Raw genomic sequence first — 26,550 nt, 5'->3', positions numbered from 1 at the left:
GCAAGCAGGCAATTGCTGCCAGCTGGATGCAGTGCTATACGGACCTTTTTCGGAGCGCTCCAATGATTGCCCCTGCCTTTTCGTCCTGCTCCATTCTGCTTCTGGCCGGCGGTCGCGGGCAGCGCATGGGCGGGCAGGATAAGGGCCTGATCAACTGGCAGGGCCGCCCACTAATCGAATGGCTACACGATGTCGTTCGGCCGTTGACCGACGAGCTGTTGGTGTCGTGCAACCGCAATCAGTCACGCTATGCCATGTATGCAGACCGCCTGATAGCTGACGAGGTTGAAGGATTCCCTGGACCACTCGCAGGGATCTGCGCAGGCCTTGCAGCCGCACACAACCGCTGGATGCTTGTGCTCCCGTGCGACACACCACTGATTGATCGACCTTTGTTGCAATCGTTGTACTCAACTGCAACCGAAACACCGGACAGGCCTCTAATGCTCCGCTGTGGGGACCACTGGGAGCCCCTGTTCAGCATTATCCCAACCAACCTGCGTGGACAGATCGAGGCTTGCTGGCATGGCGGTGAGCGCAGCCCGCAACGCGTTCTGCTTCAGCTCGGAGCGGTCGAGCTCGGAATTCAGCCAGGCGACCCACGCCTCGCCAATCTCAACACGCCGGCACTGCTCGAGATGGCCAAAGCAAGTACGGGAACTTCATGCTAGTGCGCCTCGTCGGATGGGTATCGAAAACCGCAGAAGGAACAGCGTCATGCAGTCATTCAAACTTTCCGCTCTTGTCCTTGCGCTGAGCTTCGGCGTCCTGGCCGGCTGCTCCAATCCGAGCGTGATCACCCTCAACGACGGCCGTGAAATCCAGACACTGGACCGCCCTGATTATGATGATGAGTCGGGCTTCTATGAGTACGAGCAGATCGATGGTAAACCAGGCAAGGTGAACAAGGACCAGGTACGCACCGTTCGAGAACTCTGATCAGAGAGCCGCCGCGCCAAACCGAACCAACGGCTTGCAGCGCGGCGCCCCAACCGCCCCGCCGAACGCTTCCTCTATTAGCGCCCCGCTCCAAAAAAATCCCGCCTAACACCTTGTGCAACAAAACTTTTTCTGTAGAATGCGCGCCATCTTCGGAGCGTAGCGCAGCTTGGTAGCGCGTCTCGTTCGGGACGAGAAGGTCGCTGGTTCGAATCCAGTCGCTCCGACCAAATCCCGCCGCTCAGTTTGAGCGGAACGAAAAAACCGGCTAAATCAGCCGGTTTTTTTATGCCTGCTGTTTTCGCCTAGCTGCCAGGGATCTGAAGAAAGCCCACCACCTGCTCTGGCTCAAACGGCCAATCCAGCTCGGCGCCAGTGTCGATGCGACGGAGTACTGGTATGCGCAGACCGTAATGCTCGACCCACTCGGGGCGTTCAGCGATATCCATTAACTCGACAAGCAGGCCGTGTTCGACCAAAGGCATAAGCACTTCCTCCGCCTGCTCGCAGAGGTGGCAGCCCAAGGTCCCGAAAAGTTGGCATTCTGGCAACATCTGAAATTCTCGCTATGTCGGCTCGATGATTCTAGCAAGGCTCAATTGCAGCGCCGGTATTACTGGCTAACCGTTGCCGCGTGACGCCTGGAAAAGTGTGAATTCCACCCCAGTCGTCAGGCAATTATGCGAGCTTGATTCGACTCCGCCCGAGCAAAACGCTAGGATGCTGCGACCCGCGGCAACACAGATTGTCCGGTACACCCTTTAGTCTTTAATCGCCACCCTCAAGTGATGTTCGATTTAAAGCCGACTGCCAGAACTGGGCGCTCGGCCTGCGACCGTCTAGCACGTTGACTTGGAAGGCTTGGCGACTAAAGTCTAAAGGTTGAAAAACCTCTGTAATGTTTTATTGCATGGCGCCGTAAAGAGCGACTTCAGAGCATCATCCAACGAGGAGAAATAAGAAATGCTCAAGACCCCCATCGCCCGGGGCGTGGCCCTCGCCACACTGGGAGCAACACTGGCTATCCCAACCATGGCCCAAGCCGCCTTCATCGAAGACACCAAGGCTGGTCTGGAACTGCGTAACTTCTATTTCAATCGTGATTTCCGCGAAGTTGCCAGCACCGAAAACAGCAAAGCAGAAGAGTGGGCTCAGGGTTTCCTGCTGCGCGTCGAATCCGGTTATACCGAGGGCACCGTTGGCTTCGGTGTCGATGCACTCGGCCTGCTGGGTGTCAAGCTTGATTCGGGCGGCGGTCGCACCGGCTCTGGACTGCTGCCTGCCGACGGCGACGGATCTGCAGACGATTACTCGATGCTTGGCTTGGCCGCAAAAGCCAAGGTGTCCGAAACCGTGCTGAAAGTCGGCACTCTGCAGCTTAAGAACATGGCAATCTCGTCGAGCGACTCTCGTCTGCTCCCGCAAACCTTCCAAGGGGCGCAGATCGTCTCCAAAGAAATCCAGGGCTTGACGCTGGATGGTGGCTATCTGAACCGCGCTAACCATCGCAACTCGTCCAATAACGAAGCTCTAGCTTATGGCGGCAAAGGTGCAGCGGTAGGCGAAACAGCTATCGATTCTAGCGATGTGGATGATTTCATCTTCGCAGGGGCCAGCTATAAGCTAACTAATGACCTAACAGCGTCTTACTACTACAGCAACTTGGAAGAAGTCTATAAGCAGCACTCGACCAACTTGGTGCATATACTGCCGCTGGGTGACAAGCAATCCCTCAAGACCGATCTGCGCTACGCTCGCTCTTCTGAAGACGGCTCTTCCAACGTCGACAACCGCGCATTAGGTGCCATGCTCACCTACTCGCTTAGCGGCCACAGCTTTGGTCTCGGCTACCAGAAGATGAGTGGTGATACTGGTTTCGCATATGTCGGAGAAGTCACTGATCCGTATTTGGTCAACTATGTCCAGATCAATGATTTCGCGATTGCGGACATGAAATCCTGGCAAGCACGCTACGACTTCAATTTCGCGTCTGTCGGCATTCCTGGCCTGACTTTCATGACCCGCTATGTAACAGGCGATAACGTGGAGCGTGGTGCAGGTCAGTCCGAAGGCAAGATCTGGGAACGCGACATGGACATCGGATACACCTTCCAGGAAGGTACTCTGAAGAACCTGAACGTGAAATGGCGTAACGCGACTGCCCGGGGCAATATTGCCGCCAACAACGACGTCGACGAAAACCGTCTGATCGTCAGCTACACCATTCCGCTGATGTAATTGCGGTAGGTATGGTGCAGTAATAAGAGAACCCGCTTCGGCGGGTTTTCTTTTGCCAGCAGTTTATTAGCGGCCTGTCTGCCGCAGTACGCTTTCTAACTGCGACCCAAGCCCTTTCCGCTGGAGTAACGAAACGGGGAACCTTTACAACGACTCCGCGCTCGAAACCTGAGGCAACGGGACCTTCCGTCCCTGCGAGTTTCAAGAAGGAGCTGCGAATGTCTACCGAATCCACTTTCGGCACCAGCGATAACACCCCAATCCCCGAGGGCCCTGCTGGGAGCACCCGCCCCCTTATCGATACATCGGCCCATCGTCGCAATCTACAGGCAGCACAGAATGCCCTGATCGAGGAGTTCCATACTCTGATTGGCGACACCGAGCGACTACTCAAGCATACCCAGGAAACAGCCGGCGGCCAGACCGAAGAGCTGCGCAGCAAGATCAATGCGAATATCGCGAAGGCCCGGGAAATGCTCAAAGAGCGTGAGGGCTCGATGCGAGATCAAGGGCAGGCCGCCATTCAATGCACGGAAGAGTACGTGCATACGCATCCTTGGCAATCGATCGGCATTGCTGCCGGTGTTGGTTTTCTCCTGGGTCTGATTACACGTCGTTGATGGGAGAGCTACCAATGGAAGCAAAGCCCGGCGCTGAGGCGCCTAAGCCATCGCTGAAGAAGCTGGGCGGCGCGTTTGTCGGTCTGCTGCAAGGGCACCTAGAGCTTGTCGGCATCGAAGTACAGGAAGAGAAAGCGCGGACGTTCCGGCTGTTTCTGCTGGCCGGCGTCAGCCTCATTCTTGGTCTGTTGATTCTGGTTGGTCTTTCAGCAGCGATTGTTATCGCGTTCTGGGATACCCACCGAATCACGGCAATCCTGGCTCTGTGTGCCGTCTATGCGGTTGTAATGGGTGTCTGCATCAGCCGCGCCATCGCGCTTGCAAAGCAATGTGCTGCACCGTTTCAGGCGACCCTCGAAGAATTGGAGCGCAACCGGGAGCGTTTACTGCCATGAGCCGTCCATTGAGCACATCGAATGAGCTGAGCATGCGCAAGGATCTGGTGCGCCTGCGAATGGAGATGCACCGCCAACAGATGCTCTATCATGCGCAGCCCCTTTCTCATCCATTGCATCAGATTAAGAACTTCGTGACTTCGCGGCGCTCATCCAGTAAGCCATCCTCGGGTAAAGGCCCATTGATGGTGGCCGCTACTGTGGTACTGGCCTTGTTCGGCCGTCGGATGGGCAAGGTAGGCAAGTTAGCTCGCGTTGCGTTAACGCTGTATCCGCTGATCAAGGGCCAGCAAAAGCTGCGGGAAAAGCTGCACTAGCACACTGGATCAGTCCCTCCGCAAAACTAGCGCGATTCCTTCTCCGCCTGCGGGCGGAAGCGGGACGCGCGGCGTCGTCCGCTCGGCGCAGATACGTTAGTACCGGTCAGCGCTCGGCAGTTATGGTAGTTTTGCACCAGCCCGCTAATGGCAATATGGAGATGGTCTTTGGACTGGCACACGCTGCTTACTCGCGAACGACTCGGCAAGTCCGCTCATAGTGGTGACGAACTTGGCCGCAGCCCGTTCCATAAGGACCATGATCGCATCATTTTTTCCGGGGCCTTTCGCCGACTCGGGCGCAAAACCCAGGTTCACCCGGTTTCCAGCAACGACCATATCCACACTCGCCTGACGCACTCCCTGGAAGTCAGCTGCGTAGGGCGATCGCTGGGTATGCGTGTCGGTGAAGTACTGCGCGACGACCTGCCTGAATGGTGCAGCCCTGCGGACCTGGGCATGATCGTGCAGTCGGCTTGCCTGGCCCACGACATCGGCAACCCACCCTTCGGCCATTCCGGCGAAGATGCGATCCGCTGTTGGTTTCAACAGGCCGCAGGCCGTGGATGGCTTGATGACATGAGCGGCGCTCAGCGCGCTGACTTCCTCAATTTCGAGGGTAACGCCCAAGGTTTTCGCGTGCTGACACAACTGGAGTATCACCAGTTCGACGGAGGAACGCGGCTGACCTATGCCACCCTCGGCACTTATCTGAAGTATCCATGGACGTCTCGCCACGCTGAGGCGCTGGGATACAAGAAACACAAGTTCGGCTGCTACCAGAACGAGCAACAATTACTGGAGCAGATCGCACAGAAGCTGAATCTGCCGCAAGTTGCCGAGCAGCGCTGGGCGCGCCATCCCCTCGTTTATCTTATGGAAGCAGCAGATGACATTTGCTATGGCCTGATCGATCTCGAAGACGGTCTGGAGATGGAGTTGCTGGAATACTCCGAGGTAGAGGCACTGCTGTTGGCACTGGTAGGAGATGACATTCCAGAAACCTATCGCCAGCTCGGCCCACGGGATTCCAGGCGGCGCAAGTTGGCGATTCTACGTGGCAAGGCAATCGAACACCTGACCAATGCAGCAGCCGGCGCGTTCGTGGAGCAGCAGAGCGCTCTGCTCCGCGGTGAGCTGCATGGAGATCTGGTCGAGCACATGCACGGCCCGGCCAAAGAGTGCGTATTGCAGGCAAAGGCGATGGCCAGGCAAAAAATTTTTCAGGACAAACGCAAGACCCTGCACGAGATCGGCGCCTACACAACTTTGGAAATATTGCTCAACGCGTTTTGCGGTGCAGCGCTGGAGCAGCATCGTGGCGGAACCCCTTCATTCAAGAACCAGCGAATCCTTGACCTGCTGGGCAGAAGCGCACCCTCCCCGGAGCTGCCGCTGTATCAGTCATTTCTGCGCATGATCGACTTCATCGCAGGTATGACTGACAGCTACGCCACGGAAATGGCGGGCGAAATGACCGGCCGCTCCAGCCCGGTCTGATCATCATGAAGCGCCTGTTGCAACAAAGCATCCATTGGCATCCTGGGCGTCCCGCCTGGGGCGCCGCCATGGTCGCCGGCTTCGGTTGTGCCCTGCCCTTGTTGCTCGGGCTCTTCAGTGGCCATCCAGGCTTCCTCTGGGCGACCGTGGGCGCATTTCAGGCAGCCAAAGCCAACCCGCTTCACCGGTTCGGCATGTTGCGCATGCTGTTGCTCATTGCATTGGGCGCCGGTAGTGCCGGACTCGGTTTCTGGTCCGCGACCCACCCACTGATCAGTCTCGGGCTGTTCGCCTTCTACGGTTTGCTGCTGGCCTGGCTGCAGCGCTACGGCAGCGAAGCAGGAAAGCTCGGAATCGGCTTGGCGATCTGCCTGTGTCTGGGCCAGGGCCAATACGGCATCGGGGAGTTCAATAACCCCTACGCGATTGCTGTGCTCTTTGCCCTCGGGGGTCTCTGGGTCACTTTGCTCGCATTCGGCATGCGCGGGATGCATGGGCTGCGCATGTGGCCATACATGCCGCGATTGATGAGCATTCTGCGCGTGCTACGCCGGCATGCGCGGCGCACGCCCATCCGCCAATGGCGAGTGCATGCACTGACCTACATGCTGGCCGGCGCAATCGGTGGGGTGATCGTCAATATGGCATCGCTGCCGAGAGGCTATTGGCTGACGCTGGCCGTGTTCACCACGCTGCAAATGGATCTGGAGCGCAGCCTGGTGCGGGCGCTTCAAGCAAGCCTGGGGATTCTGGCGGCAGCGGCGATTCTTATCTACATCGGTCACGGCCTGGCCGATCCACCGCTGATGGTGATGATTCTGCTGCCACTGGTGGTGCTAGGCAGGGCATTCCAGGCTAATCACTATGGATTGTTCGTGCTGCAGACCACCCTGCTATTCCTGCTGCTGGCGGAAACGCTGGCTCAGGATTGGAATCTGCCGCAGATTCGCCTTATAAACGCCGCTATCGGCGTGGGCGTCGCGCTGCTCATCGCAACGCTGATGCACCTGCTGCAGATGCTGCTGGCCAGGCGTTCACGCAGGAAAGCCCAGCTCGCAGCGCAGCGATCAGGTGAGCAGACTACTTCTCAGCCCTGATCGGATTTTCCGGGTACCACACATCCATCAGCGGGCTGACGCTGTACTCGGCCAGCTCGCTGCGACCCTTGAGCCAGGCATCCACCGTCGCACGCTGCTCTTCGCTGACCGAACCGCGGCGGCCCAGGCACACGAAACCGTAATCTTCACCGCCGATATAGCCGAGTTCGTTTGCTTCCATCGCTTCACTGATGAACGCTTCGAGGAAGTCATCCACGGCCTTGCTTTCGATCCCTTCGCGATAGGTGAGATTGATCTCGAAGCCCAGTTCCTGGAACTCATCGACACAGAGTTTCTTGCGCAGGCGACGCGAACGATTGGTAGCCATTGGAGCGATCCTTTTTCTACTTGATGACGGCGCGCACTCTAACAGAAACCCGCCCCAAGGCGATGACCGCTGATGGACAGTGGCGCTAGAAGCCCCGAGCCACGTATATCTCTTTGCAGTAACCCATATACCGCAGCTACGCTTATCGGATAGAGGCACTGCGCCGCTATAGCGCGGGCATAATGGCCGCACTCCTTCCCTAAGAGCAGTGGGAAACCCATGTCAAATCGAATTGTCAGCAGCTCCCTGTGTTTGCCCAGAGGTGCTCGTACATGAACCGAATCCTCCGCGGCTTCACCTTAGCCATTCTTGCCTTGCCAGTGACCTTGCCATCCGTTGCTGCAGGGGTGAACCAGACTCTGCCCAGCCGGGTCGAGCAGGCGCTGAAAGCGAACAAGATCAACAATGACGCGCTATCGGTTGTCATGCTGCCGCTGACCGGCAATGCAGCACCAACCTTTGTCAATGCCGATGTATCGGTAAACCCCGCCTCGACCATGAAGCTGGTTACCACTTATGCCGCGCTCGAACTACTTGGCCCGAACCACCAATGGAAGACCGAGTTCTATGCAGACGGTCCTCTGGTGGACGGCACCCTCAACGGCAATCTCTACCTCAAGGGCGGTGGCGATCCCAAGCTGAACATGGAGAAGCTCTGGTTGCTGCTGCGAGATCTTCGCGCTAACGGTGTGAACAAAGTGACCGGCGACCTGGTGCTGGACCGCAGTCACTTCGTTCAACCCGAGCTCCCGGTGTTCGATGACGACGGCGGAGACCAGAACAAGCCCTTTCTGGTCGGGCCGGATTCGTTGCTGGTCAACCTGAAGGCGCTGCGCTTCATCGTGCGCAACGATGGCGGCAAGGTGAACATTGCGGTCGAGCCGCCCATTGCCAGCGTGCGCATCGACAACCGCGTGCAGGCGCTGCCTGCAGCCAAGTGCCCGGGCTGGCCGGAGGTACTCTACAACCCGGTTGCAGACGGCGATGGCGTGACGGTGGTGGTCACCGGCAAGCTCGCCGCTGGCTGCAGCGCCCAGACCTATCTGTCCTTGCTGGACCACGAGCGTTATGCCGCAGGTGCTGTACGCGCGATCTGGGGTGAACTCGGCGGCAGCATCCTCGGCCGTGACCGGGTGGCTCAAGTGCCGAGCAGCGCACGGCTGCTGGCAAGGGCTTACTCGCCCGATCTCACCGAGATCATTCGGGACATCAACAAGTACAGCAACAACACCATGGCCAAGCAGCTGTTCCTGAGCCTTGGCGCGACCTTTCGCAACGAAGCCGACGCCGACGACGCCAAGGCGGCGCAGCGGGTCATTCGCCAGTGGCTGGCCAAGAAGGGCCTGATTTCCCCGCATCTGGTGATCGAGAACGGTTCGGGACTTTCCCGCGCCGAGCGCGTCAGCGCCAGAGAATTTGGCAATCTGCTGCAGGCCGCCTGGCGCAGCCCGTACGCTGCCGAATTCATCTCGTCGATGCCGCTGGCTGCCGTAGACGGCACCATGCGCAAGCGGCTACGTAATACGCCGGTCGCAGGCAAGGCACATGTGAAGACCGGAACGCTGAACAATGTGCGCGCCATTGCCGGATACAGTCGCGACGGTGATGGCAACGTCTGGGCGGTCGTGGCCATCCTCAACCATCCGCGTCCCTGGGGTGCCTCGTCGATTCTCGACCAAGTGCTGGTCAGCCTGTACAACCAGCGCAGCGAAAGCACAGCGCAACGCTGAGCACCGTAAGGCAGGCCCAGCGGCCTGCCGTTACGCAGTCACCGCGCCTGCAGTTTCCAGGCGCGGTGGATTCGCGGATTTCGACGGAAGTCTTCATCTAGCGTTGAGGCAGTGATTTCCTCCACCGCGTAACGATCACTCAAGCCTGCGTCGAGCGCGAACTTGCGGAAGTTGTTGGAGAAATACAGGGTGCCGCCCGCCGCCAGCCGCGCCATGGCCAGATCGAGCAACGCCAGATGGTCGCGCTGCACGTCGAACACCCCTTCCATCCGCTTTGAATTGGAGAAGGTCGGCGGGTCGATGAAGATCAAATCGTATTCGCCACGATCCTCCTCCAACCATGCCATTACATCCCCCTGCTCCAGCCGCTGCCGATCCGAAAGTCCGTTGAGCGCAAGGTTACGTCGCGCCCAGTCGAGATAGGTTTTCGACAGGTCGACGCTGGTAGTGCTCCGCGCCCCACCCTTGGCGGCGTGTACCGTTGCGGTAGCGGTATAGCAGAACAGGTTGAGAAAGCGTTTTCCGGCCGCCTCGCGTTGAATACGCAAGCGCAGCGGGCGGTGGTCGAGAAACAACCCGGTATCGAGGTAGTCGGTGAGATTGACCAGCAGCTTGACGCCACCCTCGGCCACCTCGAGAAACTCGCCCTGAGTGGCCTGGCGCTCGTACTGACGCGTGCCGGACTGGCGCTCCCGACGCTTGACCACCACCTTCTCCCGGGGAATACCCAAGGCCTGTGGAATGGCAGCCAACGCATCGAGCAGCCGAGCCTGGGCCTTATCCGGGTCAATTGAACGGGGTGGCGCATATTCCTGCACATGCACCCAATCTCGGTAGAGGTCGATTGCCAGCGCGTATTCCGGCATATCGGCGTCATACAGCCGATAACATTCGATGCCTTCCCGGCGCGCCCATCTGCCAAGCTGACGCAGGTTCTTCTGCAACCGATTGGCAAACATCTGCCCGCCTTCGCTGAGGCGCGCCTGCTCGACCGATGCCTGTTGCTGCGTACTTTCCTCGTTTGCGGTGCTGCGCTGACCGGTAACGAACTGATCCAGCTCGACCTTTATGAGCAACAGCTTGCACGGCAGTGCGCCGTTCCAGAACGCGTACTGTTTGTGGCTGCGAATGCCCATGCGCTTGCCGAGATCTGGCGCCGCGGTGAATACGGCAGCTTCCCAGCCAAGACAGGCCTGGCGCAAACGCTCGCCAAGATTCTGGTAGAGATAGAGCAGGCTCGCCTCGTCACCCAGGCGTTCGCCGTATGGTGGGTTGCAAATGACCAAGCCCTTCTGATTCTGGTCCGGGCGCGGTTCGAAATCGCCGACATCACCCTGATAAACCTTGATCCAGCTGGCCAGACCGGCACGCTCGATGTTGTTGCGCCCTGGCTGAATCAATCGCGGGTCGGCCTCATAGCCGCGAATCCACAGCGGAGGCTTGGCCAACCCGGCCTCCGCGCGCGCCACTGCTTCAGCGTGCAGGCGGGACCAGATCGCTGGTACGTGCCCGAGCCAGGCGCTGAATCCCCAGCGTTCGCGCTTGAGGTTCGGCGCAATGTCCGCCGCCATCATTGCTCCTTCTACGAGGAAGGTACCGACGCCGCACATGGGGTCAGTCAACGCACCGCCGGCAGCAGCGATACGCGGCCAGCCCGCACGGATCAGAATCGCGGCTGCGAGGTTTTCCTTCAACGGCGCAGCGCCCTGCTGCAGGCGATAGCCTCGCTGATGCAGACTGTGCCCGGACAGGTCCAGGGAAAGGACCGCCTGCCCCTTGTCGAGGCGCAGATGCACGCGCAAGTCCGGGTCGAGCTTGTCGATGCTAGGCCGCTCACCCGATGCGGTGCGCAGGCGATCAACAATGGCATCCTTGACCTTGAGTGCGCCGAAATGGGTGTTGTCGATGCCGGAACCGCGACCACTGAACTCCACAGCCAGGCTGCCGGCAGGCTGCAGGTGGTCCGCCCAATCGATGGCATGAACACCCTGGTAGAGCGTCTCGGCATCAACCGTAGGAAAACGGCTGATCACCAGCAACACGCGGTTGGCCAGTCGCGACCACAGGCAGAGCCGATAAGCGACCTCCAGCGCACCGAATCCACGAATGGCAGATGTCTGCTCGCGGGCTTCCTCCAGTCCGAGTGCGGTGGCTTCCTCGAGCAGCAGACCTTCGAGCCCCTTGGGACAGGTCAGGATCAGTTCATGGCGGTCGGTCATGGTGTTTCCACAAAAGGTGCTTCAGACCGTTTCGACCCTTTCGTCGGAACAGGCCCAGCAGAGAAAAGAAAAATCTGTAACGAAAATGATGTCGATAGCCCTGCGGAGCAGCTCCATTCCAACGCTTCGATTACCCCGGAATCCGGGCTTATGGGCAGAACCATAGATTCGTTACCTACTTATGACAAAACGATCATTCCAGCGCCTTCAGCATTGGGTTAGAACTCAACTCAGGCCGGCATCGCAATGGTGTCGGCGAAGTGCGCCACGCCGGCAGCGCGCTTCATAGGCAGTCTACCTGCCAGGTCTCGCCATGAGGCCACAGGAACACCAGTCAACCACTGAGGGCAATACCCAATGAGAAGACTCAAGCGTGATCCGATGGAACGAGCATTTCTGCGCGGTTATCAACATGGCATACATGGCAAATCTCGCGACCTCTGTCCTTTTTCGCATCCCAATGTTCGCCAAGCCTGGATAAACGGCTGGCGGGAGGGTCGCGGCGACAACTGGGATGGTCTGACCGGCACGGCCGGTCTGCATAGACTCAACGAACTTCACGCGGTCGGCTGATTCACCGATCCATCCGACTTGATACAGCACGCCCTATCCGGGCGGCGGGCTAGAAAGCCCAGGGGCTCCAACCGGAGCCCCTTCCGGCATCATCAGCGCGCTTGTGAACGCAACGCCGCGATCGCGTCAACCGCCTCGCGGATCAATGCCGGTCCCTTGTAGATAAAGCCCGAATACAGCTGAACCAGGCTGGCACCCGCCTCGATTTTCTCTGCCGCATGACGACCCTCGGTAATCCCGCCTACCGCAATGATCGGTAGCCGCCCGCCGAGTGTCTGCGCCAGCACTCTGACCGTGTGAGTGCTTTTTTCCCGTACGGGTGCACCCGACAAGCCGCCGGCTTCATCGGCATATGCCAGGCCGGCAACCCCTTCACGACCGAGCGTAGTGTTGGTGGCGATGATCGCATCCATCCCCGCCTGAAAAACCGCCTCGCCTACCAATGCAGTTTCCTCGTCGGTCATGTCCGGAGCGATCTTGATGGCCAGCGGCACACGCTTGCCATGCATGATCTCAAGATCCTCGCGGCGCAGGCGCAGCGCGTCGAGCAGCTTCTTGAGCGAATCGCCAAACTGCAGGCTGCGCAGGCCCGGCGTATTTGGCGAACTGACGTTCACCGTGACATAGCTGGCGTGGTGATAGACCTTATCCAGACAGAGCAGATAATCCTCATCGGCTCGTTCCACGGGAGTATCGAAGTTCTTGCCGATGTTGATACCGAGCACGCCTTTGAATCTGGCGGCCTCAACCCGCGCCAGCAGCGCATCTACACCATGGTTATTGAAACCCATGCGATTGATGATCGCCTCGGCCTCGGGCAGGCGGAATATCCTGGGTTTCGGGTTGCCCGGTTGCGGGCGCGGCGTCACGGTTCCCACCTCGATGAAACCGAAGCCCAACTGCGACATGCCGCGAATGGCCTCGCCATTCTTGTCGAGCCCGGCTGCCAAACCTACTGGGTTCGGAAAATCCAGCCCCATTACCCGCACAGGCAGACTGGCCGGAGATTTGCTCAACATCGCATTGAGCCCGAGACGGCCACCGGCGCCAATCAGCTCGAGGGAAAGTTCATGGGAAGTTTCCGGAGATAACTTGAACAACAGCTGGCGGGCCAGGTTATACATACGCAGCCTAAAGTCTCGGTAAATGTGGACGCGGAGTATAGCAGCCCAAGGCGGGGACAGCGCTGGCCCCAGCTACGAAAGAAGCCGCCTGAGCACCTGCGCCGACGGTGTTATCTCAAGCGCCGCAAGCACAGCAGATGTCCCTGTTCAGCGAATTCCAGCTCAAAGGAACCATATACACCTTCGTGGGTCAGAAACGGGCGCAGATGATGCGCAGGCAGGCTGACGCGCGTGCCGTCGCGGCTTCGGATCAGGACTCGATTCGCATGGCCCTGATATACCGCTTTCATTCGTTCGGCGGATAGCGCGATATCCAGCACCAGATATGGCATGGAGGCTCCTCAATGATCTATTCAGCGATATTGCCACATCAACAGGCGAGGATTGGCCAGGGCTGGTTGCCTGGCTACAGGCATAAGCATCAATGGTGCAAAGCCCGTGCGCAATCGTCACAGGTCTGCCACACTTCGGCCGTAGCCCTGAGAGCTCAAGCATCATGATGAGCCTGCCCGAGCCCATGCCTTTACTGACATCTCAAATCGCCAGACTTGCGCAACGCCTCGGGCTGCGCTCGAAGGCTTCGCTTCCCGTTCAGGCACGCGCCAGCAGCTTGCAACTGCCCTTCTCCCGTTTACCCGAACCCGAGCCCAGCATCTACTGGAATGACGGCCCCTGCCTGCAGCGTCTACTCGAGCTTCCTCGGGGCGCACTTTCCGGTCCGGTCCAGGAAGACAAGGCGCGCGCACACGCTGCGCTTGCTCGGCTGATCAGCAAGGATTGCACCCGGTCCCGGCTCGACCTGCGCCAGATCGACGGCTTTGGTGGACAACGCAAAAGCGGCCCGAGCTACCCAACCTTCGAGGCCTTCGCCACGACCCCCGCCTGCAGGCAGGTGCGGATCATCAGCTACAAGGATTTTCTTCGCGCGCTGAGCAGCGCCCTACCCGGATTCGACGAAGGGGCTCCGATAGAAGTGCGCCAGGCCAGCTGGCTCGGCGAGCGGCTTTACTGGGCAGGTGAGTACCACCTCGAAGCATTCGCCTGCGCCGTGGCCTATGCCCGCTTGCGCGGCCTGGAAGTGATGCTGACCGCGGACGTAACCGACTACCGCCTGGATCGCTCCGGCGTTCATGCGCTGGACGCCGATTATCACGCCGTGACCATGCCAGCCCAGGCCTGGAGCGACCGTGAGTTCATGGCCCTGCTTCTCGATAGCCAGGTGCCCTACGCCCGCTTGACCCTACTACGTGACACCAGCAATTCGGAACTCTTGTTGCTCGAAAAGCGCGACCCGACCGCCAACGCCATCGGCGAAGGCCTGAAGGCAGCTGGCGCGCCAGACCTCATCCGCTACCTGCGTGACCTGCCGCAGATCACCCGCTTCAAGGTGGGTGTACCCGCGCAAGACTGAAGCAGCGCCCACCGCGGTCTTCGCTCGCAAACCCGAACCTGAAAATGAAAACAGCGCACGGCCCTGGAGGCGGTGCGCTGTTTTGCTTCGGATCATGGGCTAGCCGTCCGGGAGCGGGAGCCCCCAGACAGCCAGCTAACCTCAGCCGTGCCGTGCCGATTGCGCCAGGCCTTGCAGCTCTCGACTGGCGACGGCGTATATGGCGTAGTCGTTGCCGCTCGCATTACGCAGCTCCGCCAACATCGAGCGCCACCGTGCCAGTGGCGCCGGCCGTTGCGCGAGCCAGGCATCGACTCGCTCACTGATCGACTCTGAGCCATTCTCCATCTGCAACACCGAAACCGTGATGCTGCGCTGCTGTGAATCCAGGTCATCACGGAAGCCTTCCCGGGCCAGCGCCTGCCAGTCGTTGCCTACTGGCATATTGGTCAACTGATGCAGATACCACGGTAGCTCCAGCGCCCCGCCGACGGCAAAGTACGCCGCGGCAACCTGCGCCGGAACCTGACCGGTCTCGTCGGCTGCTTCGAGGATCGGCAGCAGCGTGTACAGATGGTTAGTCCCGGCCACCATGCGAGCAAGCAGCTCGGGCACTCCGGCTTCGGTGTAGCGCCGATAGCGTTCCTGCCAATGGTCGCGGGTCGAGCCCTGCAGCAGCTCGTCGAGTTTCAACCCAAGGGCGGCGACGCGCGGACCGAAGTGAGCGACGTCACGCGCCGCGTCCAGCTCGCTGCGACGATTGCGCAGGAACCAGCGTGTGGCACGCCGCCCCAGGCGCATCAACTCATCCATCAGGCTCAGTTGCAACTCGGCAGGCACCTTGTGATCAAGCGCCTCGATCTGCCGGAACCAGTGCGGCAGGTGGAAGATATCGCGCACGATCACGTAGGCGCCGGCAACGTTCGCGGCGCTCATGCCGGTTGCCTCGTTCAGCCGCTGAACGAAGGTTATGCCCATGTTGTTGACCAGATCGTTGGCGATCTGCGTGGCGACGATCTCCCGCTTGAGGCGGTGCTGCAGCATCGCGGCGCGGAAATGTTCGGCGAGCTGTTGCGGGAATGCGCTGTCCATCTCCCGAGCGAGGTAATCATCGTCCGGCACGCGGGAGTCCAGCAGCGCTTTCTTGAGCTCGATCTTGCTATAGGAGATCAGTACAGAAAGCTCCGGGCGAGTCAGCCCCTTGCCGATGCTGGCGCGCTCGGCAAGCGCCTCGTCGGTGGGCAGAAACTCGAGTGCACGATCGAGCTGCCCCGTTGCCTCCAGCGCGTTGATCAACCGAACGTACTCGGCGGCCCGTTCGCGTGAGCGGTGTTGCGCCTGCGAAAGCGCCTGGGTCTGCTTGTAGTTGTTATGCAGCACCAGCTCGGCAACTGCATCGGTCATTTCGAACAACAGCTGGTTGCGCTGCTTGGCCGTCATGTCACCGGCACTGACCACCTCGTTGAGCAGGATCTTGATATTCACTTCATGATCCGAGCAATCCACGCCGCCGGCGTTGTCGATGAAGTCGGTATTGCTCGAGCCACCATGCAGCGCGTACTCGACGCGCCCCAGCTGGGTCATGCCGAGATTGCCGCCCTCGCCCACCACCTTGGCGCGCAGATCGGCACCATTGACCCGCACCGCATCGTTGGCCTTGTCGCCGACTTCGGCATGGCTTTCACCACTGCTCTTCACATAGGTACCGATACCGCCGTTCCACAACAGGTCCACCGGCGCCTTGAGCAGCGCGTGAATCAGCTCGGCAGGCGTCAGCTGATCCGCCTCGATGGCGAAGCGCTCTTTCATCTGTGGCGTGATCTGCACCCGTTTTGCCGAGCGCGGGAAGATGCCACCGCCCTCCGAGATCAGCGAGGCGTCGTAATCGGTCCACGACGAGCGCGGCAGATCGAACAGGCGCTTGCGCTCGATGAAGCTGCGCGCAGGGTCGGGGTTGGGGTCGATGAAGATATGCAGATGATTGAACGCAGCCACCAGTTGCAGGGTTTCCGACATCAGCAAACCGTTGCCGAACACATCGCCGGCCATGTCGCCGATACCGATGACGCTGATCACGTCGGTCTGCACATTGATCCCACGCTCGCGGAAATGGCGCTGCACGGAGACCCAGGCGCCGCGCGCGGTAATACCCATCTTCTTGTGGTCGTAGCCCGCCGACCCGCCTGAGGCAAAGGCATCACCGAGCCAGAAGTCGTATTCAGCCGCAATGCCGTTGGCGATATCCGAAAAGCTCGCGGTGCCCTTGTCCGCAGCGACCACCAGGTAGGGATCGTCACCGTCATAGCGCAGCACGTTGGCCGGTGGAGCGACCTGGCCTTCGCGCAGGTTATCGGTGATATCCAACAAGCCACTGATGAATATCCGATAGCAGGCAATCGCTTCGGCCTGAATATCATCCCGCGTGCCGCTGGTAGGCAGACGACGCGGCACGAAACCGCCTTTCGCGCCGCCAGGAACGATCACTGCGTTCTTCACCTGCTGCGCCTTGACCAGGCCAAGCACTTCAGTGCGGTAGTCCTCCTCACGATCGGACCAGCGCAGCCCACCCCGTGCCACCTTGCCACCACGCAGATGCACGCCTTCGACCCGCGGCGAGTAGACGAAGATTTCGAACATCGGCGCCGGTCGCGGCATTTCGGGGATCGAGCGCGGATCGAGCTTGAAGCTGAAATACGGTTTGGGCCGACCATTGGCGTCCGGCTGGTAGAAGTTGGTCCGCAGGGTCGCCTGGATCAAGGCCAGATAGCGCCGCAGAATCCGGTCCTCATTGAGCACTGCGACGTCATCCAGCGCGCTGATGATCGCCTGTTCCAACCGCTGTTGCTTGTCCGCCAGATCCTCGTCACCCAGCTTGCGCGCGAGGTAGAAACGCATCTTGAACAGCCGCACCAGCTCGCGGGCGATATCCGTGTGGTTGAGCAGCGCGCTGGCGATATAGCCGAGATCGAAGCCCATGCGGATCTGCTTGAGGTAGCGCGCATAGGCACGCAGCAGCGCCACTTCTCGCCAGGCCAGCCCAGCGGTAAGCACCAGCCGGTTGAAGGCATCGTTCTCGGCAACGCCGCCATAGATATGGATGAACGCATCCTGCAGCGCCTCGTTGATCTCCAGCAGATCGATTTCCAGCCCTTCTGCATAGGTGAAGGCGAAATCATGGATCCAGCATTCACGGCCGTTGCGGTCGCGCAGCCGGAAGGGAAACTCGCCGAGCACGCGCAGCCCGAGGTTTTCCATGATCGGCAGAATGTCCGACAGCGGCAGCGGCGTGTTCAGGTGATAAAGCTTGCAGTGCAGGCGATTTTCTTCTGCCGTGATCGGCTGGTAGAAACTCATCACCAGCGGTCGTTCTTCACTCAGCTCGAGCACATGCTGCATGTCGACGGTGGCCGATTGCGGCGAAAAACGTTCGCGGTAGCCGGCCGGAAAGCCCTTGGGAAATTCGCTGAGCAGATGGGTGCCCTTGGCTTCACCGAAGCGCTCGACCACCAGACTCTGATAGTCGTCCTGCCAGGTGCGACAGGCCTGCAGCACCTCCTGTTCCAGACGGACCGGATCGACCTGTACCGCTCTGCTGGGGTCCAGGCGCAGGATGAACTGCACCCGTGTCAGCACGGACTCGGAGAAGTAGGTGGAAAACTCGCAATCGCTTGCCTCGAGCCGCTCTTGCAGAACCTGCTGGATCTTGAGCCGCGTTTCGGTCGAGTAACTGTCACGCGGTACGTAGACCAGGCAGTAGCAGAAACGCCGGTAGGGATCGAAACGCAGGAACAGGCGCAGTCGGTTGCGCTCCTGGATCTGCACGATGGCGATGGCATTCTCGAACAGCTCGTCGATCGGGGCCTGGAACAGCTCATCACGCGGCAGCACCTCGAGCACCTGCACCAGCTCCTTGGCCAGGTGGGCGGAGCTGCCGAAATTGGCGCGCTGTACAACCGTCTCGACCTTGCGGCGAATGAACGGAATGCGCCGCACGCTCTGGGTATAGACCGACGAGGTGAACAGGCCGAGGAAGCGGCATTCGCGAACCACCCGCCCCTGGTCATCGAATTCACGCACCGAGACGAAGTCCGGATACGCCGGACGATGCACCCGGCTGGGCATCGCCGCCTTGGCAAACGACAGCAGCAACGGTTCACGCAGATAGCTCACCGATTGCGCGGTCAGTGACTGCTCCTCCTCGGAAAGCCCGGTGCGCATGGTGCGCGACAACCCCAGCAGCGAGCCTTCGTCATAGACGATCCGCCCGCCGTCCGCCTGCTCCTGCACGGAGAACTCTTCATAACCCAGGAAGGTGAAATGATCGTCAGCCAACCAGCGCATGAAATCGCGGATCTCGTCCAGCTCATCGCCATCGATACCCAGGTTGACCCGTTCCAACCGCCCTTGAAGCTCGACCGCCTTGCCCTTCATGGCGGCAAAATCGCCTACCACCTGGCGCACATCAGCGAGTACGCCCAGCAAAGATTGCTCCAGTTCGCGCAACGCAGACGGGCTGGCGCAACGGTCGATTTCGACGAAGATCAGCGATTCAGCGTGACTATCGACAGCGCGTTGGTCCTTGGGCAGAAGTTCGAGCAAGCTGCCGTCGGCGGCGCGGCGAACCTGCAGCACGCTGGTCTGCAGGGTGTGGATGCTGTAGCCGCGGCGCGTCAGCTCCATCCGTACCGAGTCGACCAGAAACGGCATGTCAGGGTGCAGCACCTCGACCACGCTGTGGGTCGACTGCCAGCCATGCTTCTCGAAATCCGGGTTGAACACCTGCACTTCGGGCGTGGCGGGATCGAAGCGCTCGAGCAGGCGCCAGCTGGCCAGCGTCGAACCAACCAGGTCACTCATGCGCCGCTCGGTAAGTTCCGGCAATGCGACGATACCGAAGAACTGTTCGGCGAACAGATTCAGTTGCGGCAGGATTTTGGTGTCTACGTGTTGCGCTAACGCTGTCTGCAATTGCTGCTGAAAGTCGGCCTTGCTGGCCGCTGAAAAGAACGCCATGTATGGCTCCGCTTGGCTTGCTGGGGAAAGGCTCGTCGGTAGTGACTGACGGCACAGGACGAAGGTTCAAGGTTAGTCTAGTTGAGGGTTAATGCAGTAAAGTGGCGCCTCTCCAACAGTCCGCTGCGACTGTCTGTAGCAGTCAATAGCAGCCGGCGGGCTCGCCAGCCACGTCAGCCGATTTGCCGCCCACCCTGGAAGAAGCGAAACGATGGATCACCGTGAATCGATAATCGCGCTGCGACAGTTCCTGTCCACCCAGATCCTGGGTCAGGAACGGCTGATCGAACGACTGCTGATCGCCCTGCTCGCCGACGGCCACATGCTCGTCGAAGGCGCTCCGGGCCTGGCCAAGACCCGTGCCATCAAGGAGCTCGCCGAAGGCCTGGAGGCCGAGTTCCACCGCATCCAGTTCACCCCCGACCTGCTGCCCGCCGACATCACCGGTACCGAGATCTATCGCCCGGAGACCGGCAGCTTCGTCTTCCAGCAGGGGCCGATCTTCCACAACCTGGTGCTTGCGGACGAGATCAACCGTGCGCCGGCCAAGGTGCAGTCGGCACTGCTCGAAGCGATGGCCGAGCGCCAGGTCAGCGTCGGACGCAGTACCTATGATCTGCCGCCGCTGTTCCTGGTGATGGCCACTCAGAACCCCATCGAACAGGAAGGCACCTACCCGCTGCCCGAAGCGCAGCTGGATCGCTTCCTGCTGCACGTGAAGATCGGCTTCCCCGATGCTTCGGTGGAGCGGCGCATCCTGCAGCAGGCCCGTGGCGAAGCCATAAACGGCGAGGCGGCACCGGAGCACCGGGTCAGCCAGCAGGCCATCTTCGCCGCGCGCAAGGACATCCTCGGCCTCTACATGGCCGACGCCGTAGAGGAGTACCTGGTCCAGCTGGTCATGGCCACGCGTACCCCAGCCAAGTTCGACGCCGAGCTGGCCGAATGGATCGCCTATGGCGCAAGCCCGCGTGGCTCCATCTCGCTGGACCGCTGCGCACGAGCCCATGCCTGGCTGGCGGGGCGCGACTTCGTCAGCCCCGAAGACATCCAGGCGATGCTCTTCGACGTGCTGCGTCACCGCCTGATCCTCTCCTTCGAGGCGGAAGCGGCAGGTATCGACCAGGACCGCGTCATCCAGCGGATTCTCGACGTGGTCGCGGTGGCCTGATGCAAGCGCAGGCGTCCGGCAGCGGACAGCCGAGCGAGCAGCACACCGGCATTCAGGTGACCCTGGCCGAGCTGATCGACATGCGCCATCGCGTCCGTGAAGTGCCCATCTTCTCCACGCCCCATCGCCGCAGCCCGCTGGTCGGGTTGCACCATTCCAAGCTGCGCGGGCGTGGTGTGGATTTCGACCAGGTACGTGTCTACCAGGCCGGGGATGATGTGCGCACCATCGACTGGAGGGTCACTGCGCGCACCCAGGAGCCACATACCAAGCTCTTTCATGAAGAACGCGAGCGTCCCATCTATATCGTCGTCGAGCAGAGCCCGCGCCTGTTCTTCGGCAGCGGGCGCCTGTTCAAGTCAGTGCTGGCTGCCCAGGCCGCAGCCCTCATCGGCTGGGCAGCGCTCAGCCACAACGACCGGGTCGGCGGTCTGGTATTCGGCAGCGAGCAGCAGGAAATCAAGCCACGGCGCAGCAAGCAGAGCCTGCTGCAGCTGCTCGATCGCGTCACGCAAGCCAACAACCGACTGCATCCCGAAAGCCCGCTCGATCCGGAGGCGTTCAGCATGGCGTTGCGCAGGACGCGAGAAGTGCTGCGTCCCGGCAGCCTGTCGGTGATTCTCTGCGACGAGCGCACCCTGACCGATGCGGCCGAACAGCAGCTCAGCCTGCTGGCGCGTCATGTCGATCTGCTGTTGCTACCATTGTTCGACCCACTGGATCGCGCACTGCCCGCCGCCGGCTTGCTGCGCTTCAGCGAAGGCAACGCGCGGCTGGAACTGGATACCCACGACGCTGCCCTGCGTCAGCGCTACCGCGAGCTGGGCGAAGCGCGCAGCGCGCGTTGGCAGCGCCTGGCCAACCGGCTGCGAGTGCCACTGATGCCGCTCGACACACAGGATGACCTGGTCGAACAGCTGCGCGAGCACCTGAGCGTCCGGCATCCGAGCGCACGGCCATGAACCCGCTCGACCAACTGGCACCGCTGATCAGTCCGGAGCCCGTTCACTGGTGGCCGCCCGCGCCGGGCTGGTGGCTGCTCGGGCTGATGCTGCTCGGGATGGTCGCTGCGCTCTGGCGGCTTCGCCACCGCCTGGTCACACGCAAACCACGCGCTCAGCCCGAGGCGCCGCTGGACCCGCAGCGTCAGGAGGCGTTGATCGAGCTGTCCCGCCTGAGCAAACCGTACGGCGGCCAGCCGGCCAGCCAGTGGCTGCAGCAGCTCAACGGGCTGCTCAAGCGCCTGTGCCGCATCCGCTATCCAGACGACCATCCGCACACGCTCAGCGGACGCGCCTGGCTGGCCTTTCTCGACAGCCGCTGTCCGGCCGCCGGGCTGACCCGCTGGATGATCCTGGTCGAAGGCGCCTATCGAGCCGAATGCCGTCTCGACGACAAGGCCATCGACGGACTCGAACAATCCGTCGACATCTGGATTCGCAAGCATGTTTGAACTGGCCTGGCCCTGGATCTTCGTGCTGCTGCCCCTGCCCTGGCTGCTGCGCGCACTGCTGCCGCCAGCCGACAGCGGCGAAGCCGCCTTGAAGGTCAGTTTCCTCGATGAGCTGCAACAGCTTGCCGGGCGCCGCGCCCGGGTCGCGCTGCCGGCCTGGCGCCAACAGTTGCCGTACCTCACCATCTGGTTGCTGCTGCTGTTCGCCGCAGCGCGCCCGCAGTGGCTCGGTGAACCGCTGCCCCTGCCCACCAGCGGCCGCGACCTGCTGCTGGCCGTGGATGTCTCCGGCTCGATGGACTACCCCGACATGCTATGGCAGGGCGAGGAGCTGACGCGTCTGGAGCTGGTCAAGGTGCTGCTTGGCGACTTCATTGAGCAGCGCCACGGCGATCGCGTCGGCCTGATCCTCTTCGGTAGCAAGGCCTACCTGCAGGCGCCCCTGACCTTCGACCGCCGCACCGTACGTGTCTGGCTTGACGAGGCACGGGTTGGGATTGCCGGCAGCAACACCGCCATCGGCGATGCCATCGGCCTGGCGGTGAAACGCCTGCGGGAACGACCGGCGAGCAGCCGCGTGCTGGTGCTGATCACCGATGGCGCCAGCAATGGTGGAGAGATCGAGCCGTTGCTGGCCGCCTCTTTGGCTGCCGAGGAAGGCGTACGTATCCATACCATTGGCATCGGTGCCGTTCCGGAAGAAGGGGGGGTGCTCAGCCGCTTCGGTTTCAATCCCGGCCTGGACCTGGACGAGCCCACCCTGCGCGCCATCGCCGATCAGACCGGCGGGGAATACTTTCGCGCGGCCTCCAGCGCTGAGCTCAAGGCTATCGGCGATACCCTGGATCGGCTCGAACCCGCGGCGCAGCAACCCACTCAGGCGCGCCTGGCCGAGGCGCTGTATTTCTGGCCACTGGCCGCGGCACTGCTGATCAGTCTGCTGATGGTCGCCGCCAGTCTGTGGAGCGCCCAGCTGCAGCGCCTGGCATGGCGGCGGGAGCAGCGCCGATGAGCCAACTCTTGCCCCACCTGCTGCGACCCTATTGGCTGCTCATCCTGCCACTGCTCATCTGGCTGCTGTGGCGGCTGTGGCATCGCCAGTTGCAGATCGGCCGCTGGCAGCGTCTGCTCCCCGAAGTCTTTCATGCGGCCCTGCTGACTCGCGGCCGGCTGAGGCATAGTCGACTACCCTGGCTGGTGCTCGGCCTTGCCTGGCTGCTGGCCGTCATCGCATTGCTCGGCCCAAGCTGGCAGCGCTTCGAGCAACCCAGCGTCAAGCGCAGTGACCCGCTGGTAGTCCTGATGGAGCTAACCCCATCGATGCTCGCCGGTGACGTGCCACCCACGCGCCTCCAGCAGGCCAAGCGCAAACTGCTCGACCTGCTGGAAAAACGGCAGGATGTGCAGACCGCCATGGTGGTATTCGCCGGCAGCGCCCATACCGTAGTGCCGCTGTCCGATGATCTGGCGACCACCCGCAACCTGCTGGACGCCCTGCATCCGGCGCTGATGCCCGAGCCAGGCCAACGTGCCGATCTCGCCGTGGCCAAGGGGCTCGCTCTGCTCGAGCAGGCGGGTCTGGGTCGGGGACGAATGCTGTTGATCGGCAGCAGCCTGGACGAACACGAGCGCGGCGCCATCAAAGCTCTGATGCAGGGGCGCGATGAGCGCCTGCTTATCCTCGGCGTTGGCACTGAACAGGGCGCGCCGATTGCCGGAGAGAACGGCAGCTTTCTCAAGGACGATCAGGGCGCCATCCTGATCCCCCGCCTGGACAACGCCAGGCTGCAGCGCCTGGCCACAGAGTTGGGCGGCCGCTACCAACAGGCGCGCCTGGGCGATGACGATCTCGCGGCGCTCGGCCTGCTCGATCAAACGGGAACGCTCCAGCACGACGAAGAACTCACCCGCCTGGAAGCCTGGCTGGACCAGGGCCACTGGCTCCTTGTACCGCTACTGCTGCTTGCTGCGTTGGCCGGCCGGCGCGGCTGGCTGTTCTGCCTGCCGCTATTGCTGCTGCAGCCGCAAGCGGCCAGCGCATTCGAGATGGATGACCTCTGGCTGCGGCGCGATCAGCAGGGGCAACGTCTGCTCGAGGCCCAACAGCCCGCCGAGGCGGCAGAACGCTTCGTCGATCGCCGCTGGCGGGCCACCGCGCGCTACCAGGCCGGCGACTATGCCGGCGCCGCAGAGCTGTTCGCCGAAGGCAATACAGCGGCCGACCACTACAATCGCGGCAATGCCCTGGCGCGCAGCGAAGCACTGGAAGCTGCTATCGAAGCCTACGAACAGGCACTGGAGCTACAGCCTGATCTGCAGGAGGCACAGCGCAACAAGGCCCTGGTGGAGGAACTGCTGCGCCGTCGACAGGAACAGCCCGAGCCCAAGCCCGAGCCGGAACAGCAGCAGGAACAGGCAGAGCCGAACGAGCCGCAGCCCCAGCCGCAGCCGCAACCGCCAGAGTCCGGGTCGGCCAGCGCACCCTCCCCTGACGACGCCGAGGGCGAAGCGGACCGTGCGGCCAGCAGCGCCGTGCAACCTTCTACGAGCGAAACGACAGCACAAGCGCCAGAACAGGATGCCGCCACGGCCCTGGCGCAGCATGAGGCGCTTCCCGATCAGGAGCGGCAACAGGCAATGGAACAATGGCTGCGCCAGATCCCGGATAACCCCGGCGAGCTGCTGCGGCGAAAATTCCTCTACGAGCAACGCAAGCACCAGGAAACCAGTCGATGATGCGCCTGATGGCCTTTCTTCTGCTCAGCATCCTTGCCAGCCAGGCTACTGCGGCCGGTCTATTCGCGCGAGTGGACCGCACCCAGCTGAGCATCGACGAGACCCTCGAACTAAGCCTGGAAAGCCAAGGCGGTGCAGTGTTCGGCAAGCCCGACCTGCAGCCGCTGGACGACCTGTTCGAAGTGTTCGATACCCGCCAGGTCAATCAGCTCTCCAGCAGCAATGGCGAGGCACGGGCAATCACCCGCTGGTTGATCACCCTGCGTCCGAAGCAGACCGGTTACGTGGTCATTCCGCCACTGCAGCTGGGCGACTGGCGCAGCGAGCCGATTACCGTGCTGGTCCAGGAGTCGTTGAAAAGCAGCGACGGCGATCAACTGGCACCAATTTTCATCGACGCCAGCGTCGACCAGGAAAGCGTCTACGTGCAGGCCCAGGTGATACTCACGCTGCGCATCTACCATTCGGTTTCGCTTTACGACGACAGCACTCTGTCGCCGCTGCAGATGCCCGAAGCCCTGGTCGAGCGACTCGGCGAGCCGCGCACCTACGAGAAAACCATCAACGGCATCCGGCATGGCGTCATCGAGGTGCGCTATGCGCTGTTTCCACAGAAATCCGGCGAGCTGACCATTCCCGCCCAGCTCTTTAGCGCCACTACCGTGACCGGCGCCAGCAACTCGCTGTTCGGCTCGCGCTCGGGACGATCAACCCAGGTGCGCTCCCCGAGCATCCCGCTAACGGTCAAGGCCAAGCCGGCGGATTATCCCGCCGATGCGCCCTGGCTGCCGGCGCGCAGCCTGACGCTGGTGGAGGCGTGGAGCCCGGAGCCGGAGCAGGCGCAGGCCGGCGAATCACTTACCCGCAGCCTGCTGCTCAAGGCCGAGGGCCTGACCAGCACGCAGCTACCCGCCATCGGCTCTGCGCAAAGCGCGGAGTTGCGCCGCTATCCGGACCAACCGAGTCTCGCGAACGAAGTCGGCGCCACCGGGCTGATCGGCAGCCGCGAACAACGCGAGGCGCTGATTCCCAGGCGCAGCGGCACGCTGCAATTGCCTGCGCTGGAAGTGGTCTGGTGGAACACATTGGAAGACCGGCTGGAGCGCACGACGCTGGACGAGCGCACCCTGAACGTCGCCGACAATCCGAATCTTGTGCAGCCAACTGCCGAGCAGCCGGCTGCAATCACGACGCCTGTCGAGCAGCAGGTGCTCTGGCCGTGGCAATTGAGCACAGCGTTCTTTGCACTCAGCACGCTCGTCGGCTTCGGCCTGTGGTCACGTGCGCGTCGGCAGCCGGCGGTGTTACGTGCGCTCCAGCCTGGCCCCACCCCGCGCAGCCTGCTCGACGACCTGCGTCGTGCCTGCCAGGCCAACGACTCCCATGCCACTCGCCAGGCGCTGGATGCCTGGGCGCGACAACAGCCGGAGACATTGGCGGACATGGCCGCCCGCTTCGTACCACTGTCCGATGCGCTGGATGGGCTCAATGGTGCGCTGTACAGCGAAGCCGGCCAGCGCTGGCAAGGCGACGCCCTGTGGCAGGCAATCCAGGCCCTGCCGCCGGCGATCACTCCCAACATCGAACAGGACCAGAACGCCCTGCCACCGCTCTACCCTCGCTGATCAGCTGTCTGAGCCAGGCGCCCCTCACCGGCACGGTGCGCTTCCACCGCGCCGTGCACCATTTCCACGCTGGCATATCGCT

23 protein-coding genes and 1 tRNA gene are annotated in these 26,550 nt (G+C 61.5%); 18 read left to right on the top strand and 6 right to left on the bottom strand.

Annotated features, from left to right (window positions below):
- Positions 1-62 precede the first annotated feature (62 nt).
- The 3 genes from mobA to EA798_RS08445 all read left to right on the top strand — a co-directional run bounded on the left by mobA (position 63) and on the right by EA798_RS08445 (position 1,169).
- Positions 63-671 carry a molybdenum cofactor guanylyltransferase MobA gene (gene mobA, locus EA798_RS08455; RefSeq protein ID WP_122098683.1) on the top strand — a complete coding sequence of 203 codons (609 nt, stop codon included), beginning with the start codon at positions 63-65 and terminating at the stop codon, positions 669-671.
- A 46-nt stretch (positions 672-717) separates the two neighbouring features.
- Positions 718-939, top strand: a complete 222-nt coding sequence (locus EA798_RS08450; protein WP_106158494.1) for a YgdI/YgdR family lipoprotein — start codon at positions 718-720, stop codon at positions 937-939.
- 153 nt (positions 940-1,092) lie between these two features.
- Positions 1,093-1,169, top strand: a tRNA-Pro gene (locus EA798_RS08445).
- Between the two features lie 75 nt (positions 1,170-1,244).
- Here EA798_RS08445 and EA798_RS08440 read toward each other — a convergent pair.
- Positions 1,245-1,493 (bottom strand): glutaredoxin family protein, encoded by a 249-nt coding sequence (locus EA798_RS08440; protein ID WP_122098636.1) that lies wholly within the window; start codon positions 1,491-1,493, stop codon positions 1,245-1,247.
- Positions 1,494-1,902: 409 nt separating this feature from the next.
- On the opposite strand from EA798_RS08440, the gene EA798_RS08435 reads away from it, so the two are divergent.
- From EA798_RS08435 to EA798_RS08410, 6 genes are all read left to right on the top strand, one after another.
- Complete coding sequence (locus tag EA798_RS08435) at positions 1,903-3,177, top strand: OprD family porin (RefSeq protein WP_122098635.1); 1,275 nt, start codon at positions 1,903-1,905, stop codon at positions 3,175-3,177.
- A gap of 218 nt (positions 3,178-3,395) precedes the next feature.
- The gene (locus tag EA798_RS08430) at positions 3,396-3,797 is read left to right on the top strand and encodes an ElaB/YgaM/YqjD family protein (protein ID WP_015276794.1); all 402 of its coding nucleotides are present in this window, start codon (positions 3,396-3,398) and stop codon (positions 3,795-3,797) included.
- A 14-nt stretch (positions 3,798-3,811) separates the two neighbouring features.
- Positions 3,812-4,192 carry a phage holin family protein gene (locus tag EA798_RS08425; RefSeq protein ID WP_106158491.1) on the top strand — a complete coding sequence of 127 codons (381 nt, stop codon included), beginning with the start codon at positions 3,812-3,814 and terminating at the stop codon, positions 4,190-4,192.
- Positions 4,189-4,509 (top strand): hypothetical protein, encoded by a 321-nt coding sequence (locus EA798_RS08420; protein WP_122098634.1) that lies wholly within the window; start codon positions 4,189-4,191, stop codon positions 4,507-4,509. Before EA798_RS08425 ends, EA798_RS08420 begins: the two co-directional genes overlap by 4 nt.
- Positions 4,510-4,677: 168 nt before the next feature.
- Positions 4,678-6,009, top strand: a complete 1,332-nt coding sequence (locus EA798_RS08415) for a deoxyguanosinetriphosphate triphosphohydrolase (RefSeq protein ID WP_122098633.1) — start codon at positions 4,678-4,680, stop codon at positions 6,007-6,009.
- A gap of 5 nt (positions 6,010-6,014) precedes the next feature.
- Positions 6,015-7,106, top strand: coding sequence for an FUSC family protein (locus EA798_RS08410; RefSeq protein WP_122098632.1), 1,092 nt, complete (start codon positions 6,015-6,017; stop codon positions 7,104-7,106).
- On the opposite strand, the gene EA798_RS08405 is transcribed toward EA798_RS08410, so the two are convergent.
- Positions 7,090-7,434, bottom strand: a complete 345-nt coding sequence (locus tag EA798_RS08405) for a YggL family protein (protein WP_038659234.1) — start codon at positions 7,432-7,434, stop codon at positions 7,090-7,092. The genes EA798_RS08410 and EA798_RS08405 overlap by 17 nt on opposite strands.
- Positions 7,435-7,706: 272 nt before the next feature.
- On the opposite strand from EA798_RS08405, the gene dacB reads away from it, so the two are divergent.
- Positions 7,707-9,164, top strand: a complete 1,458-nt coding sequence (gene dacB / locus EA798_RS08400) for a D-alanyl-D-alanine carboxypeptidase/D-alanyl-D-alanine endopeptidase (protein WP_122098631.1) — start codon at positions 7,707-7,709, stop codon at positions 9,162-9,164.
- A 38-nt stretch (positions 9,165-9,202) separates the two neighbouring features.
- Here the strand turns inward: dacB and rlmKL are convergent, their stop codons facing one another.
- The gene (gene rlmKL / locus EA798_RS08395) at positions 9,203-11,383 is read right to left on the bottom strand and encodes a bifunctional 23S rRNA (guanine(2069)-N(7))-methyltransferase RlmK/23S rRNA (guanine(2445)-N(2))-methyltransferase RlmL (protein ID WP_122098630.1); all 2,181 of its coding nucleotides are present in this window, start codon (positions 11,381-11,383) and stop codon (positions 9,203-9,205) included.
- A gap of 357 nt (positions 11,384-11,740) precedes the next feature.
- Here rlmKL and rmf point away from each other — a divergent pair, with 357 nt between their 5' ends.
- Positions 11,741-11,956, top strand: a complete 216-nt coding sequence (gene rmf, locus EA798_RS08390) for a ribosome modulation factor (RefSeq protein WP_003280740.1) — start codon at positions 11,741-11,743, stop codon at positions 11,954-11,956.
- 92 nt (positions 11,957-12,048) lie between these two features.
- On the opposite strand, the gene EA798_RS08385 is transcribed toward rmf, so the two are convergent.
- Both EA798_RS08385 and EA798_RS08380 read right to left on the bottom strand, forming a co-directional pair.
- Positions 12,049-13,080: a quinone-dependent dihydroorotate dehydrogenase gene (locus EA798_RS08385; protein WP_015276786.1), complete on the bottom strand. Its 1,032-nt coding sequence runs from the start codon at positions 13,078-13,080 to the stop codon at positions 12,049-12,051.
- Between the two features lie 110 nt (positions 13,081-13,190).
- The gene (locus EA798_RS08380) at positions 13,191-13,412 is read right to left on the bottom strand and encodes a DUF2835 domain-containing protein (RefSeq protein ID WP_106158484.1); all 222 of its coding nucleotides are present in this window, start codon (positions 13,410-13,412) and stop codon (positions 13,191-13,193) included.
- A 164-nt stretch (positions 13,413-13,576) separates the two neighbouring features.
- Here EA798_RS08380 and EA798_RS08375 point away from each other — a divergent pair, with 164 nt between their 5' ends.
- Positions 13,577-14,491 (top strand): DUF6685 family protein, encoded by a 915-nt coding sequence (locus EA798_RS08375; RefSeq protein ID WP_122098629.1) that lies wholly within the window; start codon positions 13,577-13,579, stop codon positions 14,489-14,491.
- A gap of 141 nt (positions 14,492-14,632) precedes the next feature.
- On the opposite strand, the gene EA798_RS08370 is transcribed toward EA798_RS08375, so the two are convergent.
- A complete protein-coding gene (locus EA798_RS08370; protein WP_122098628.1) occupies positions 14,633-19,483 on the bottom strand; it encodes an NAD-glutamate dehydrogenase in 4,851 nt (1,616 codons plus the stop codon).
- 211 nt (positions 19,484-19,694) lie between these two features.
- Here EA798_RS08370 and EA798_RS08365 point away from each other — a divergent pair, with 211 nt between their 5' ends.
- Genes EA798_RS08365 through EA798_RS08340 form a run of 6 tightly spaced genes read left to right on the top strand, consistent with a single transcriptional unit; the run spans position 19,695 to position 26,468 of the window.
- Positions 19,695-20,654 carry an AAA family ATPase gene (locus EA798_RS08365; RefSeq protein ID WP_003298329.1) on the top strand — a complete coding sequence of 320 codons (960 nt, stop codon included), beginning with the start codon at positions 19,695-19,697 and terminating at the stop codon, positions 20,652-20,654.
- Complete coding sequence (locus EA798_RS08360; RefSeq protein WP_122098627.1) at positions 20,654-21,616, top strand: DUF58 domain-containing protein; 963 nt, start codon at positions 20,654-20,656, stop codon at positions 21,614-21,616. Before EA798_RS08365 ends, EA798_RS08360 begins: the two co-directional genes overlap by 1 nt.
- Complete coding sequence (locus EA798_RS08355) at positions 21,613-22,107, top strand: DUF4381 domain-containing protein (protein ID WP_106158480.1); 495 nt, start codon at positions 21,613-21,615, stop codon at positions 22,105-22,107. Before EA798_RS08360 ends, EA798_RS08355 begins: the two co-directional genes overlap by 4 nt.
- Positions 22,100-23,119 carry a vWA domain-containing protein gene (locus EA798_RS08350; protein WP_122098626.1) on the top strand — a complete coding sequence of 340 codons (1,020 nt, stop codon included), beginning with the start codon at positions 22,100-22,102 and terminating at the stop codon, positions 23,117-23,119. Before EA798_RS08355 ends, EA798_RS08350 begins: the two co-directional genes overlap by 8 nt.
- Positions 23,116-24,843, top strand: a complete 1,728-nt coding sequence (locus tag EA798_RS08345; RefSeq protein ID WP_122098625.1) for a VWA domain-containing protein — start codon at positions 23,116-23,118, stop codon at positions 24,841-24,843. Before EA798_RS08350 ends, EA798_RS08345 begins: the two co-directional genes overlap by 4 nt.
- Positions 24,840-26,468 (top strand): BatD family protein, encoded by a 1,629-nt coding sequence (locus EA798_RS08340; protein ID WP_122098624.1) that lies wholly within the window; start codon positions 24,840-24,842, stop codon positions 26,466-26,468. The genes EA798_RS08345 and EA798_RS08340 overlap by 4 nt, the downstream gene beginning before the upstream one ends.
- Positions 26,469-26,550 lie beyond the last annotated feature (82 nt).

The organism is Pseudomonas songnenensis (genome assembly GCF_003696315.1).
GTDB lineage: Bacteria > Pseudomonadota > Gammaproteobacteria > Pseudomonadales > Pseudomonadaceae > Stutzerimonas > Stutzerimonas songnenensis.
This window is presented reverse-complemented; position numbering and strand designations above follow the sequence as displayed.